Source organism: Actinomycetota bacterium (assembly GCA_009923495.1).
Classification (GTDB): Bacteria; Actinomycetota; Actinomycetes; order S36-B12; family UBA5976; genus UBA5976.
In genome coordinates this window covers 51,818-66,451 of record RFTJ01000005.1, presented here as the reverse complement: position 1 = coordinate 66,451, position 14,634 = coordinate 51,818, and the positions used below count along the sequence as shown (strand labels likewise).

Below are 14,634 nucleotides of genomic sequence, written 5' to 3'. Positions count from 1 at the left end.
GATCAGGAAGACCTGCGTGTACCTCAAGAGTCTTACCATCCGCGGCTTTAAGTCGTTTGCTTCGTCAACGACGCTAAATTTTGAGCCCGGTATTACTGCCGTAGTTGGCCCTAACGGTTCTGGTAAATCAAACGTGGTAGATGCCATCGCCTGGGTAATGGGTGAACAAGGCGCTAAGTCACTGCGCGGCGGAAAGATGGAAGATGTAATCTTCTCGGGCTCAAAGGGACGCGCTCCATTAGGTCGTGCTGAAGTATTGCTGACCATTGACAATACTGATGGCGCATTACCCATTGACTACACCGAAGTAACTATTTCGCGCACCATGTTTCGAAATGGTGGATCAGAATATGCAATCAACGGAACTGCCTGCCGACTTTTAGATATCCAAGAATTGCTTAGCGACTCTGGAATCGGTCGCGAGATGCATGTCATCGTTGGCCAAAACCGACTTCGGGAAATTTTGCTAGGAACCCCAGAGCAACATCGAGGCTACATCGAGGAAGCTGCCGGCGTTCTAAAACACCGTAAGCGCAAAGAAAAGGCATTACGCAAACTAGCAGCAATGGATTCAAACTTAACTCGGCTTGAGGATTTAACAAATGAACTTAGGCGCCAGCTAAAGCCATTGGGTCGCCAAGCGGAGGTCGCCCGTCGAGCGAATGTAATTCAGTCTGATGTGCGCGATGCACGACTGCGGCTACTTGCTGACGATTTAACCCAATTGCGTGAGGCTTTGGACGCTGAAATCGCAGACGAGACTGCTTTGCGAGAACGTCGTCGAGAGGTTGAGAGCGAACTAACTGCTGCTAAAGCACGGGAAGCGATTCTGGATGCTGCCATCACCCAGGCGAATCCCTTGGTTGAGCAGGCTTCACACACCTTCTATCAATTAGGTGCATTACAAGAACGCCTTCGCTCCACCTTGGCATTGGCCCGTGAACGGGTGCGATTAGGACAAGCACAAGAGGAAGAAGTACCTCCAGGTCGAGATCCCGAGGAGATTGATCGTGAGGCGTCCGAGTTACGCGTAGCACTTGAAGCGTTAAACGCAAAAGTTGGTGAAGAGCGGACAGCTCTTACTGCTGCAATCAATGAGCGAGTTTCTGCGGAGTCTGCATTGGCTGCAGAAGACGCACGCTTACAGCAAGCAGCTCGCACTATCGCCGATCGTCGCGAGGGACTGGCGCGACTAGCTGGACAGGTTGCTGCCGCTACTTCAAGAGTGGAAACTCGCACCTCAGAAATTGAGCGCCTTGCTAGTCGATTGGCCACTGCACGAGAACAAGCAGCGCAGGCCGCCGGAGAATTTGCCGTAATTGAAGGTCAAGTAGCCGGTCTCGATGAGGGCGAGGTAAATCTCGATGACAGTTACGAACGGGCACAGGCCGTTCTGGCAAATGCTGAATTAACTTTGGCTAATGCTCGCAGTCGTGAAGTTGAAGCCGAAAAGGAGCGAACTGCTGCAGCTGCCAGACTCGAAGCACTAGAGCAAGGCATGTCCCGTCGCGATGGCGGCGCTGCAATTTTGGCAGCTAGCAATTCCATGTCGGGAATCTTAGGCTCCGTTGCCGCGTTGATGCAGATTGAATCTGGCTGGGAACTGGCGATTTCAACTGCACTAGGTAGCGCGGCTGACGCAATTGCTGTTGCTTCGCCAGATGCAGCCCAGCAGGCAATACAAATGTTGCACCGCGATGAAGCTGGTCGGGCAACTTTAGTTGTTGTTGGTCAGGATCTGTCGGAAACTGCGGTTTGGCCTCCGTTAGCCGCAGGACAGCGTTACGCAATTGATTTAATTCGCTGCGATTCAGATTTGCATAAAACATTGGCCAACCTTTTGGCTCGAGTAGTAGCAGTACAGACTCGCGAGGAAGCAATTTCCATTACAAACAGCAATCCGAATTTGACCGCAGTCACTCGAGGCGGAGACCTTTACAGCCTTGGCTTAGTCCAAGGTGGAACGCACGGAGCGCAGTCACTTATCGAACTACAGGCTGCTGTCGATGAAGCCCGTGTTCGTTTGGAATCAGCAGCGCATGAACTTGATCGAACAAAGTTCAACGTTGCTTCAGCCCTGCAAGTTCATGCTGAAGCGGTTATCGTGGTAGGCCACGCACTGGATCGCCTGCACGAGTCAGACGCAAATATGGCTGCTATCGCAGAGCAGCTTGGCAGCCTGCAGTCTGTAGTTCGAAGTGCGACGGGCGAAGCGGACCGCTTGGCAGCTGCTATGGATTCAGCGATGAAGGCGCGCGAAGACGATCTTCGGGTAGTTAATGATTTACAAGCTCGACTAACTTCCGCTCAGCAAGAGCCAGCCGATGACTCGGCTTTGGATGAATCTGCCAGAGAGGCCCTAGCCAGTGCCGCAACTGCTGTGCGCCAGATTGAACTCGACGCGCGATTAGCATTGCGCACCGGCGAAGAACGACTTTCTGCCCTTGAATTACAGATTGAACAACTCGAACACGCAGCACATGTTGAACGCACTACCCGAGCCCGAGCAATTGAATTGCGCGAACAACGCCGTCGCCAAGCACAAACAGCTGGTGCGGTGGTCGTTGCCAGCGAGAGCGCACTTGCACTTTTAGGCGCATCCATTGAGCAAGCGCAACGGGAACGGGAGAAGGCTGCTACCGCAAAGACTGAGCAAGAGTCAGAAGTTCGTTCAGTACGTGATCGAATTCGCGTGCTTACTGCTGACTTAGAAGTATTGACTGATACTGTGCATCGTGACGAGGTAGCGCGAGCAGAACAGCGTTTGCGAATCGAAAATCTCGAGAATCGATCAATTGAAGAGTATGGCGTCTCGCCAGATGACTTATTGACTGAGTATGGCCCGACGGTATTAGTGCCACCGAGTCCACCTGCACCAGGCGATGAAGAGGTTGATGAAGATCCGCAACCTTACCCTTATGTTCGAAGTCAGCAGGAATCTCGGTTGGCCACTGCTGAACGTTCGCTAGCGTTACTGGGCAAAGTTAACCCGCTAGCACTTGAAGAATTCTCCGCCTTGGAAGAACGGCATAAGTTTTTGGGTGAACAACTTGAGGATCTACGCCGGTCTCGAAATGACCTGCTAACCGTTATAAAAGATGTTGACGAGCGGGTCCAAACAGTGTTCGCTCGAGCTTTTGCTGATACTGAAAAAGAGTTTAAGCAAGTGTTTGCTGGACTGTTCCCAGACGGTGAAGCTCGGATGCGCCTGACCGACCCCGAAGATCTGCTTAATTCTGGCGTTGAAATTGAGGCCCGACCACCGGGCAAGAATTTCCGTAGATTGTCATTGCTTTCCGGTGGCGAGCAATCGCTCACAGCGGTGGCATTCTTAGTTGCACTTTTCAAGGCTCGGCCAAGCCCGTTCTACATCCTTGATGAGGTCGAGGCTGCACTCGATGAAGTAAATATGCTTCGCCTACTGAACATTTTGGCTGACCTTAAGTCCAGTTCGCAGTTGATTATCATTACGCACCAGAAGCACACAATGGAGATTGCAGATGCTTTGTATGGCGTATCTATGCGCGGAGATGGCGTAACTCATGTCATTAGTCAGCGGATTGTTCGGGAAGAACAACCTGATGACTCCGCATTGGTGTAACAGGTTTAGTCTTTAGTTAATAGTCCTTCTGGTGAAAGCGCAGCCGAATGAACACCAACGCCCTGGTCATAATTATTGCCACAGTCGGCTTAGTTGCAGCCGTGCTTTTCTTCGTGCTTCGGGCGCGAAGCCAAAAAAGCGGTAAGACTGCAGAATCTATTCAGGGTGCTGACCATCCTGAAAGTCTGGTTGAGGCACCAGTATCGCAGTCAGTCACATCTAATTCGAGCAAGAAATCTGCCGCGGATGACTTTGGCAAGTCCCGCGGATCACTGACCAGCATTTTTCGATCAGTGTTTAATCGTTCCGCAATTGATGAAGATGCCTGGCAGGAGCTCGAAGATGCCTTGATCATGGCTGACATGGGAGCGCAGGCTGCATCCGAGTTTGTTGCTGGTCTGAAGCGAATTGTTCGCAGCGAAAACATTTCTAATGCTGACGAATTATTTAATCTAGCCCGAACCGAATTAGTGAAAGTTGTGGATGGTGGATTAGATCGCACACTCCAACTCACTCGAAGTCAAACCATTCCTGCCGTTGTGCTCACAGTTGGAGTCAATGGAACCGGTAAAACCACAACCACCGGCAAGCTGGCCAAATTCATTTCAAATCAAGACAAAGAAGTATTGCTTGGTGCTGCCGATACATTTCGAGCCGCAGCAGCCGATCAGTTAGCAACTTGGGGCGATCGAGTTGGTGCGCTTGTAGTTCGAGGCGCTGAAGGTAGTGATCCAGGTTCTGTTGCTTTTGATGCAGTAACTAAGGGCTACGAACAGGAAGTAGATGTGGTTCTAATCGATACTGCGGGTCGGTTACATACCAAACAAGGTTTGATGGACGAGTTGGGCAAGGTATATCGGGTGTGTGCAAAGCGTGGACCGATCGCCGAAGTCCTTTTAGTAATTGACGCCACTACTGGTCAAAATGGATTAATTCAAGCAAAAGTTTTTAGCGAAGTTGTGCCCGTCACAGGTGTTGTGCTCTCAAAACTAGATGGCACGGCAAAAGGTGGCATCGTAGTAGCCGTGCAGCAGGAGCTTGGTGTGCCGGTGAAATTAGTCGGCCTTGGGGAAGGGCCAGATGATCTTGCGGTATTCGAGCCAGCAGAATTTGTCGCTGGACTCCTTGCTTAACCTGCAATCGTGAAATCAGGCTAACTGATTGTGGGTAGCTGGCGAGCTTGGCAGGGCAACTTGATTTGGGTAAACCCGGTGGTACTCGCGTAACTGGCTATTGGCAGCTTCAAATTCAGCATTAGCAGTCTTGTAGAAATCTCCCAACATTGAAACAGTCGCATCAAAAGCGCCTTTGAGCGCAGATTTGATTTCCTCAACTGAGGCCTTCCCTGAAGTGTCTAGTTTGCGATCGCTCAGTTCATCTACCGCGCCGATAATTGCATTCACCATCCACATGTCTACTCTTGATGGAAATACTGCACCCCAAATCGTGGTTTTCTTACTGTCTGCAAATGTCATTCGGTCGTATTCACCTTGGGCAGCAATAAGTGATTTGAATTCGCTATGCCTTGTGTACTTGCTGCCGACAAACGAAATACCACGTGAAGTGACTATTAAAGCGCCTGAGTCAACTGATTGCACAATGTCTTCAGCTGGAGTAGTTATTGAAGTTGAATGACTAGTTGATCCACCAGCTCCACCGACGAAAAGTGGTCCGACTTTGGTTCCTATGAATGGACGACCACCAGAGCGAGTCTCACGCTGAGTAACTGTTGGCCCCTTTCGCGGTTCAAAAAGTTCGCAACCGTCGATTGTCAAAAGTGTTTCTTCGGAATCGGTATCTTGGCCGAATTCAATCTCAGGAAAACTAGTTTTGAAAGTCTCGACATCACGATAAAAGGTGTTTATGCCATCAACTCGAGCCCGTTGTGCCCGTTCAATTGCCACGACTTGAGCTTTGGCCTTAAAGAAATATGAAATTGCATTGCCGCTGCCATCGGCTTCAGGAAGTGCAAAAGAAGCTAGGTCTGAAGTTGTTTGTTGCAGATGGAACTCAACTGAAGCTTCAATTGCGGGTGGAACTAGCTGCCTAGTAAATAGCGCCATAAATCCAAGTACGACACCGAACATCACCGCGCCTTGGGTTCCGAGATTAAAGATTTTTATCATCCACAAACCAAGAAGTAAGGTAATTAAATATGCAGGTGTTTTAGCTGCCCGGCGCACACTGCCAATCAGTGGACCGAGAAAATATCCGAGCGACAAAATGGCCAGCACACCGAGTATGGATCTGCCTACCGGCCGAAACCAAAAGAGCTCTTTCTGGGGTGGTGCAATTTGAGTAGCCATGATGACCTTTCGCTTTTGCAATTCGAAACCGTATTGTTATGTCAATCCTAGATATTTCCCCCGACAAAAATGGTTTTAGGCAAGTAGTGGGCAGGGAAGTCGGCTACCAACCTCGCAACTTCCTTGCTTTGGGTCATCAAACTGGCGGATTATTAACATTGATTAATACTTTGTAACACGCGGGAAACATTTCAAGTCACTTTGCGCAACACAACCCATTAAAGATAGGCGTATCGACAGCGCTGTCGTAGTTTTATTCGTATTTAGCGCTTTAGCCACAAGGGGAAGAGTTGCTAAGCACATTAGTGGAGGACTAATGAACAATGGAGATATCGCTTGGGTTCTCGCGTCTACTGCCCTCGTACTGTTGATGACGCCAGGTTTGGCGTTTTTCTACGGTGGCATGACTCGGGCCAAGAGCACGCTCAACATGATGATGATGTCATTTGTGACCATCGGAATCGTAAGTGTCCTGTGGGTCATTTACGGTTTCGCCTTGGCATTTGGCAATGACACCAGCACAAGCCAATTTTTCGGAGCTTTCGATCTCTCTCGCTTGAGTAGCGGTATCGATGCAGTTGTGAATAACGGAGGCGAGTACACCATTCCGGTACTCGTATTTGCCGCATTCCAGTTAATGTTCGCGATCATCACACCAGCTTTGATTAGCGGTGCAATTGCAGATCGCACCAAGTTCATTTCTTGGGGAATTTTCGTAACTATTTGGGTAAGTGTTGTTTATTTCCCAGTTGCGCACTGGGTCTTTGACTTTGGTACCAAGCTAAAGGATGGCACAATCATCGGTGCTGGCTGGCTGGCTTCAGGTGCTGGCATTCTGAATGGCAAAGCTGTAGAGGACTTCGCTGGTGGCACTGCCGTTCACATTAATGCTGGTGCTGCCGCACTTGCATTGGCAATAGTGCTCGGCAAGCGCGTTGGCTGGCGCAAAGACCCGATGCGCCCACACAACGTGCCATTGGTTCTGATCGGTGCCGGTCTACTTTGGTTCGGATGGTTCGGATTTAATGCAGGCTCTTCACTGGGTGCAAACGGTATTGCTGGACTTGCATTCATGAATACGCAGGTTGCAACTTCAGCGGCCCTTCTAGGCTGGTTGATTGTTGAAAAGATTCGCGATGGTCATCCAACAAGTTTGGGCGCTGCCTCTGGTGCGGTCGCAGGCCTAGTTGCAATCACTCCAGCGTGCGCTTTCATTACTCCTTGGGCTGCAGTAATTCTAGGTTTGTTAGCTGGGGCAATTTGTGCGCTTGCCGTTGGCTTGAAGTACAAGTTTGGCTTCGATGACAGCCTTGATGTCGTCGGCGTGCACTTAGTCGGCGGTATCGTCGGCTGCTTGTTCATCGGCTTCTTCAGCACGTCTAAGGTGAATTCACTTGCATGGGATGGCGTGTTTTACGGCGGCGGGTTTGCCGGCCTTCGTTCACAGGCCATCAGTGCCGGATCAGTATTCCTGTATTCATTCACCGTCGCTCTGATTCTTGGGTTCATCATTGAAAAGACCATCGGCTTCCGCGTCGCTCGCGATGCAGAAATTGAAGGTGTTGACTTAACTGAGCACGCCGAATCAGGCTACGAATTCGAAAACCGTGGCGCAGGTGGCTTCGGTTCAGTATTGTCAGGCTCAGCTAAGGAAGGGGCATAAACATGAAGCTCATTACAGCAATTGTTAAGCCATTTAAGTTGGAAGATATCAAAGTGGCACTTGAAAACCGTGGCCTCCATGGCATGACCGTGTCAGAAGCTTCAGGTTACGGCCGCCAGCGCGGTCACACTGAGGTGTACCGTGGTGCTGAATACACTGTCGATCTCGTGCCAAAAGTTCGCATCGAAGTACTCGTTGACGATGCTGATGCAGATTCAGTCGTGTCAACAATTGTCGAGGCAGCCAACACTGGTCGAATCGGAGATGGAAAGGTCTGGGTAGTACCAGTCGACTCTGTCGTGCGAGTTCGCACTGGCGAAAAGGGTAGCGAAGCTCTTTAAGTAATTTCAGGTGGCACTCGAGACGACTGATGTCACGAGTGCCACCTGTTTTTTTGGGTCAGTTTTAGAAAGGAGTTACTGTGGGCGAGTTTTCGAATCAGCGAAAAGAGTTTTTAGCTCAGAAAATCAAGCCAAGTGCCAAGCGGCGTAGCGAACTCCTAGCTTTAACAGATAGTTGGATTAAGGAGCTAGCTCAAGCGGCTGGTGTTAGTCAGTTAGGCGGGGCTGTTGTCGCTGTTGGCGGTTATGGTCGAGGTGAATTAGCTCCAGGTAGCGACCTGGATCTAGTGCTGCTAGTGCCACCGTCAGCTAATCCAAATTTGATTCCCCAAGTCGCAAACAAATTGTGGTATCCGATTTGGGATGAGGGAATGAAATTAGATCACTCGGTGCGCACTGTTGCCCAAGCCCGCACCATGGCGGCTGATGACTTAAAGGTCGCTCTGGGCTTACTTGATGCGCGCACTGTTTATGGCGACGAATCTCTTTGCGAGAAACTCAAGGAGCAGGTTCTGGCAGACTGGCGGGCAATGGGCCAGAAGAGGTTACCGGGACTGCGAAGCTATGTTCAAGATCGAATAACTCGAAATGGCGAACTTGCCCACCTTCTGGAACCTGATTTAAAAGAATCGTTCGGTGGATTACGTGATTTAGGCATCCTCAATGGCGTTGCCGCAACAGGAATAGCCGAAGTTGACCAAACAGGTTTAGCCAGCGCTTATGCATTCTTACTCGACGTGCGTGATGCCCTGCACCTAGTCACCAGCCGACCGAGTGATCGGTTAACTTTGCAGGAGCAGGCCGCAGTTGCCGAACTTTTAGAAATTGAATCTGATGATGCTTTACTTCGCCAAGTTTCGAGTGCCGGCCGTACCATCAGTTACATTTCTGAGCTAACTTGGCACCGAGTCAAGCATCAAGGAGTAACTGAGCGCAAGGGAATACTGCGACGCAAAGTAGTTGTGCCGGTAATGAGTGATGAGACACCATTGGCACCTGGTGTTATGGTCCGCGATGGAGAAGTGGTGCTGGCTAAAACGGCAGACCCCAGTACCGATCCAGTATTGGTGCTTCGGGCCGCCGCCGCTGCTGCCCAACACGGCCTGCGCTTGCAACCAGAAACGGTGAATCGATTAGCAAGTGAATCCGCACCTATGCCAACCCCATGGCCAAGAGCTGCCCGAGAGGCTCTGGTTTCGTTAATCGGCGCTGGTAGGTTGGCGCTGCCAGTCTGGGAGGCACTTGATCAATTTGAAATCTTTAATCGTTTGATTCCAGAGTGGGCGGTTGTCAGGTCAGCACCACAACATAACCCACTGCATGTTTTCACGGTTGACAGACACTTAGTCGAAACTGCGATCAATGCTTCAACCATGACCAGACGTGTTGCTCGGCCAGACTTACTCTTAATTGGTGCGCTGTTTCATGACATCGGCAAAGCTCAAGATCGTGACCACACCGAAGTCGGTGTTGAGATCATGCCAGGGATTGCCCAGCGCCTTGGTTTCGACGACAGTGAATCTGCCACCTTAGTCAAGATGGTGGAGCATCACCTGCTGCTTCCAGACGTCGCAACTAAGCGTGACCCCGAAGATGATGCGACGATAAATTTTGTGGCTCAAATTGTGCAGGAACACGATTTCCTTGAAATGCTGCACGCTTTGACAGAGGCAGATTCACGCGCCACGGGACCAGCAGTCTCATCAGAATGGCGACTTTCGCTTATTTCGGATTTGGTTAGTCGAGTTCATGCCGTACTTAGGGGAGATGAGATTCCACCACCACCAGAACTTGATCCAGAGCGCCTCGAGGTCGGTGCGTCAGGAGACATTGAAGTTTTGCTCGATTCAATGTCCAGCCTGCCAACAATAACAATCTCGGCTCCCGATGCCACGGGTTTACTTGCTGCTTGTGCTGGGGTATTGGCGCTCCATCAGTTAAGTGTTAGAACCGCAACTACACAAACAGTTGGCGAGCGGGCGGTCAGTGTTTGGGGTGTGACCCCACAGTATGGCGACATGCCAGACATTCAGGAAATCGCTCGAGATCTTGGTTTGATTTTGAATGGACAGTTGGATGTTTCTGCCCGACTAGAGCGTCGGCGACAAGATATGCTTGGCGCTGGGTTCACCTACCCTCCAGCACAAGTAAAAATCCTCGAGGATGTTTCGGCGCGCGCAACCGTGATTGAAGTGCGAGCTCACGATTTCCCTGGCCTATTGCGAATCGTGGCTGGCGCAATCTCAGCAGTGAATGTCGACATTATCGCAGCCCGTGTTGCAACCTTAGGATCAGAAGCAGTGGATGTCTTCTATGTGATTGAAAAGACGGCAGGTGGCGCTCATCTGACTCCAGCACGCGCTCAGGAAGTGCGGTCCACTATTTTGGATGCTCTTGAGCTAAGCAATTCAGTGACTTGATGGCCTAAGCTTGTCGCCTACAGCCTAGATAGAATTGCGGTATGTTCGCATCGCTATCTGACAGATTGTCGGCAACCTTTAAGCAACTTAGGGGAAAAGGCCGACTCACCGAATCGGACATCGATGAAACCGTTCGTGAAATTCGCATTGCGCTACTAGATGCTGACGTTGCTCTTGAAGTCGTACGTCCATTCTGTTCTCGGGTCAAAGAGCGAGCACTAGGAGCTGAAGTATCCGCTGCGCTAAATCCGGCGCAACAAATAGTAAAAATAGTCAATGAAGAATTAGTTGAAATTCTCGGGGGCCAAACGCGTCGACTGCGGTTGGCAAAAACTCCACCAACCGTAATTCTGCTTGCGGGCTTGCAAGGCGCTGGTAAAACTACTCTTGCTGGAAAGTTGGCGCTGCATCTGCGCAGCCAGGGGCATCAACCGATGTTAATTGCTGCCGACTTACAGCGACCAAATGCTGTAGATCAATTGAAAATTGTTGGAGAACAAGCCAACACTTTGGTGTATGCACCAGAGCCGGGCAATGGTGTGGGCGATCCAGTTCAAGTTACTCGAGACGGTATCGCATTTGCAAAGCAGAAACTTCACGACGTTGTAATTGTTGATACAGCTGGTCGTTTAAGTATTGATAACGAATTGATGGCGCAACTAGCCAAAGTGCGTGATGAAGCTGGGCCAACAGAAACTCTGCTCGTAATTGACGCAATGACTGGTCAGGACGCGGTTAACACGGCGCAGACTTTTGCTGAGCAAATCGGAATTGATGCAGTTGTACTAACCAAACTTGATGGCGATGCTCGTGGTGGTGCTGCACTTTCAGTGGCAACCGTAACAAATAGACCAATAATGTACGCATCAACTGGTGAGAAGTTAACCGACTTTGAGATTTTTCATCCAGATCGGATGGCATCACGCATTCTTGACATGGGCGATGTTTTAACCCTCATAGAGCAAGCTGAAGCAACATTTGATGAAGACCAAACTGCAAAACTGGCAGCTAAACTTCAATCAGGCGATAACTTCACATTGAGCGACTTCATGGAACAAATGAAGCAAATGAAAAAACTTGGCTCGATGTCAAAAATCATGGGAATGATGCCTGGCATGGGCGACATGAAAAAGCAGATTGAAAACATTGACGATCGCGAGATTGATCGGGTGACCGCAATCATCTCGTCCATGACTCCGTCCGAACGTGATGATCCAAAGATTCTGAACGGATCGCGTCGCGCTCGAATCGCCCGAGGCTCGGGCACGCAAGTTAGCGATGTGAATGGCTTGATTGACCGATTTAGTCAGGCGCAAAAAGTTATGAAGCAGATGGCCAAGGGTGGATCGGTGCCTGGCATTCCAGCGATGCCAGGCTTACCTGTCCGACAAGCAACTAGCAAAAAGAAGCCCGGAAAAGGAGCAAAGCGTTCAGGAAACCCAGCGAAGCGAGCCGCCGAGGCAGCTGGCATTAGCCCAGAATCACCGGCGAATGAACTTACTGAATTACCTAGCGCCTTTAAAGATTTACTCGGTCCCCACTGAGTTTCGGCCCTGATTTCACTGATTGCCCGAAATCTGGCAGACTATCTCAAGTAATCCCGCCTAAAGCGCCGGCCCTCTACCTGTGTCTTTTTGCGGATTCATCCGAATTGTTGCGCAGTTCTTGCCCCACATGAACCGCAAAACCGTTCAAACCATACTCAGGAGAAATAAATTTCGTGGCTGTAAAGATCAAGCTCAAGCGTCTCGGCAAAATTCGTAATCCCCAGTACCGCGTGGTCATTGCTGACTCGCGTACCGCACGCGATGGCCGTGCAATAGAAGAAATCGGTTTGTACCATCCAAAAGAAGAACCAAGTCTTATTCAGATTAACTCTGAGCGGGTCCAGTATTGGTTAGGCGTTGGCGCTCAGCCAACTGAGCCAGTGCTTGCCCTATTGAAAATTACTGGCGATTGGCAAAAATTCAAGGGCCTGCCAGGCGCTGAAGGCACACTAAAAGTTGCCGAGGCCAAGACCAGCAAACTCGACAACTTCGCTGCGACTGTATTGGCAGTTGCTGATGAGCCACGCACTCCAACTATTAAGCCAAAGGCTGAGCCAAAAGTTGAAGTTACCGAAGCAGAAGTTGCCGCAGTAGAAGCAATTGAAGAAGTGCCAGCAGTTGAGGTAACAGATGCCGAAGTTGTTGCTCCAGCCGAAGAAGCACCTGCCGAAGAAGTTGCTGCTCCAGCCGAAGAAGCACCTGCCGCCGAAGAGGCTCCAGTTGTTGAAGTTGTCGCCGAAGAAGCACCTGCTGAAGAGGCTTAATCCATGCTTGACGATGCCTTAGAACATCTCGTTCGCGGGATAGTTGATTATCCAGATGACGTTGTTGTCCGCGAACGTCAAGGTCGCGGCACAACACTGGAAGTTCAAGTTAATCCAGAAGATATGGGTCGAGTAATTGGTAAGGCTGGTCGTACCGCTTCCGCACTGCGCACAGTACTAAACGCAATTTCTACAAAAGGTAATGTGCGTATAGATATTCTCGACGTTGACGAGCGCTAATTAATGCTGCTCGTTGTCGGGCGAATCGGTCGAGCCCATGGGGTTCGTGGCGACGTATTTGTTGAACCATTTACAGATGAACCAGAGATTCGCTTTGCCCAAGGAAGTAACCTCACGACGAGCAACAAACGAACCCTAACGGTGGCTTCAACCAAGTGGCATAGCGGGAAATTCGTGGTCCATTTCGTCGGCATAGATGATCGAACAATGGCTGATGAAATAAAATCTCTCGAGTTATCAATCGATGTTGATCCACTACAGTTACCCACTGATCCAGACGAGTTTTACGATCATCAACTCATCGGTCTAACTGCCAAGTTGGTTGACGGTTCGACTGTTGGAAAAGTGAGTGAAGTTGTTCATTTGCCTGCTCAAGATTTATTGGCCATTGTGGCGGAACCTGGAAATGAAGTTTTGGTTCCATTTGTGAAACAAATAGTTCCAGAAATTGATATCCTGGCCGGTATTGTCACGTTAAATCCGCCACCAGGTTTATTGGATGATTCCGAAGCAGAAGTTGTCCGAGGTGAAGCTGATGCAGATTGATGTCGTTAGCATTTTCCCTGAATACTTTGAGCCATTGAAATTGTCACTAATTGGCAAGGCTACGCAAGATGGTCTACTCCAAGTTGCAATTCACGATTTGCGAAGCCATACCTATGACAAACATCACACCGTTGACGACACCCCTTATGGTGGTGGGCCAGGCATGGTCATGAAACCAGAGCCTTGGGGTGAAGTGCTTGATGAGTTAGTGCAACCAGATTCGATTCTGGTAATTCCAACTCCTTCGGGAAAGGTTTTTGATCAAAAAGTGGCGCAGCAACTTTCAGGCGCCGGACATGTGGTTTTCGCCTGTGGTCGCTACGAGGGGATTGATTCACGAGTAGCAGAACACTACGCCACCAGAGTCAAAGTGATGGAAGTTTCTATCGGAGACTATGTCCTAGCCGGGGGCGAAGTAGCAGTGTTGGCCATGATTGAGGCTATGGTGCGATTAGTCCCTGGCGTTTTAGGCAACGAACAAAGTTTTCAAGACGACTCATTCGCAGAAGGCGCTATGGAGAATTTAGTCGAAGGTCCGGTCTACACTCGACCACCTAGTTGGCGCGACTTGGTGGTTCCCGAAATTCTAACTTCTGGCGATCACGCCAAGATTGCAGCCTGGCGACTCGCTCAAGCACAGCAGCGTACAGCGCAGAACCGTCCAGATTTAGGCAAATAACTTCCCGAATTTGGCGCAAACTAGCGGTTTATGGCAAACTCAGATAGTTGCAACTAGCACCTCTGCCGTAGGGGAGTCGCTAACAAAGTTGATAACGAACATCGGGCAAGACCTTTATTGAGGTATGCGACCTGCGGCGACATGTCTCCTGGAGTAGTTATGCATTACTTAGACGATCTAGATTCCGCTTCACTTCGCAGCGATATTCCTGACTTCCGCGCCGGTGACACCGTCAAAGTGCACGTTCGCGTTATTGAAGGCAACCGCTCACGTATTCAGATTTTTCAGGGCATCGTAATCCGCATCCATGGCGGTGGCGTTCGCGAGACTTTCACAGTTCGCAAGGTTAGCTTTGGAACTGGTGTTGAGCGCACCTTTCCAGTACATTCACCAATCGTTGAGAAAATCGAACTCGTCAGCCGTGGCGATGTGCGCCGTGCGAAGTTGTACTACTTGCGCGATCTTCGTGGCAAGGCTGCCAAAATTCGCGAAAAGCGCGAAAACTCCTAATTTGAATCCCAGGCGAC

12 protein-coding genes are annotated in these 14,634 nt (G+C 50.1%); 11 read left to right on the top strand and 1 reads right to left on the bottom strand.

Annotation, left to right across the window (positions count from 1 at the left end):
• Positions 1 to 16: 16 nt before the first annotated feature.
• Positions 17 to 3,601, top strand: a complete 3,585-nt coding sequence (gene smc / locus EBS36_03465) for a chromosome segregation protein SMC (GenBank protein ID NBU32213.1) — start codon at positions 17 to 19, stop codon at positions 3,599 to 3,601.
• Between the two features lie 47 nt (positions 3,602 to 3,648).
• Positions 3,649 to 4,734, top strand: a complete 1,086-nt coding sequence (gene ftsY / locus EBS36_03460) for a signal recognition particle-docking protein FtsY (protein NBU32212.1) — start codon at positions 3,649 to 3,651, stop codon at positions 4,732 to 4,734.
• A gap of 15 nt (positions 4,735 to 4,749) precedes the next feature.
• Here ftsY and EBS36_03455 read toward each other — a convergent pair whose 3' ends face one another.
• Positions 4,750 to 5,907, bottom strand: coding sequence for a hypothetical protein (locus EBS36_03455; GenBank protein NBU32211.1), 1,158 nt, complete (start codon positions 5,905 to 5,907; stop codon positions 4,750 to 4,752).
• 301 nt (positions 5,908 to 6,208) lie between these two features.
• On the opposite strand from EBS36_03455, the gene EBS36_03450 reads away from it, so the two are divergent.
• The 9 genes from EBS36_03450 to EBS36_03410 all read left to right on the top strand — a co-directional run bounded on the left by EBS36_03450 (position 6,209) and on the right by EBS36_03410 (position 14,617).
• On the top strand, positions 6,209 to 7,570 hold the full coding sequence (locus tag EBS36_03450) for an ammonium transporter (protein ID NBU32210.1): 1,362 nt from the start codon (positions 6,209 to 6,211) through the stop codon (positions 7,568 to 7,570).
• Positions 7,571 to 7,572: 2 nt separating this feature from the next.
• Complete coding sequence (locus EBS36_03445; GenBank protein ID NBU32209.1) at positions 7,573 to 7,911, top strand: P-II family nitrogen regulator; 339 nt, start codon at positions 7,573 to 7,575, stop codon at positions 7,909 to 7,911.
• Positions 7,912 to 7,991: 80 nt separating this feature from the next.
• Complete coding sequence (locus EBS36_03440) at positions 7,992 to 10,331, top strand: [protein-PII] uridylyltransferase (protein NBU32208.1); 2,340 nt, start codon at positions 7,992 to 7,994, stop codon at positions 10,329 to 10,331.
• A gap of 41 nt (positions 10,332 to 10,372) precedes the next feature.
• Positions 10,373 to 11,875 carry a signal recognition particle protein gene (locus EBS36_03435; protein NBU32207.1) on the top strand — a complete coding sequence of 501 codons (1,503 nt, stop codon included), beginning with the start codon at positions 10,373 to 10,375 and terminating at the stop codon, positions 11,873 to 11,875.
• A gap of 176 nt (positions 11,876 to 12,051) precedes the next feature.
• Positions 12,052 to 12,642, top strand: a complete 591-nt coding sequence (locus EBS36_03430) for a 30S ribosomal protein S16 (GenBank protein NBU32206.1) — start codon at positions 12,052 to 12,054, stop codon at positions 12,640 to 12,642.
• A gap of 3 nt (positions 12,643 to 12,645) precedes the next feature.
• Positions 12,646 to 12,882, top strand: a complete 237-nt coding sequence (locus EBS36_03425) for an RNA-binding protein (protein ID NBU32205.1) — start codon at positions 12,646 to 12,648, stop codon at positions 12,880 to 12,882.
• A gap of 3 nt (positions 12,883 to 12,885) precedes the next feature.
• Positions 12,886 to 13,428 carry a ribosome maturation factor RimM gene (gene rimM / locus EBS36_03420; GenBank protein ID NBU32204.1) on the top strand — a complete coding sequence of 181 codons (543 nt, stop codon included), beginning with the start codon at positions 12,886 to 12,888 and terminating at the stop codon, positions 13,426 to 13,428.
• Positions 13,418 to 14,107, top strand: a complete 690-nt coding sequence (trmD, locus tag EBS36_03415) for a tRNA (guanosine(37)-N1)-methyltransferase TrmD (GenBank protein NBU32203.1) — start codon at positions 13,418 to 13,420, stop codon at positions 14,105 to 14,107. Before rimM ends, trmD begins: the two co-directional genes overlap by 11 nt.
• A 159-nt stretch (positions 14,108 to 14,266) precedes the next feature.
• The gene (locus tag EBS36_03410; protein ID NBU32202.1) at positions 14,267 to 14,617 is read left to right on the top strand and encodes a 50S ribosomal protein L19; all 351 of its coding nucleotides are present in this window, start codon (positions 14,267 to 14,269) and stop codon (positions 14,615 to 14,617) included.
• Positions 14,618 to 14,634 lie beyond the last annotated feature (17 nt).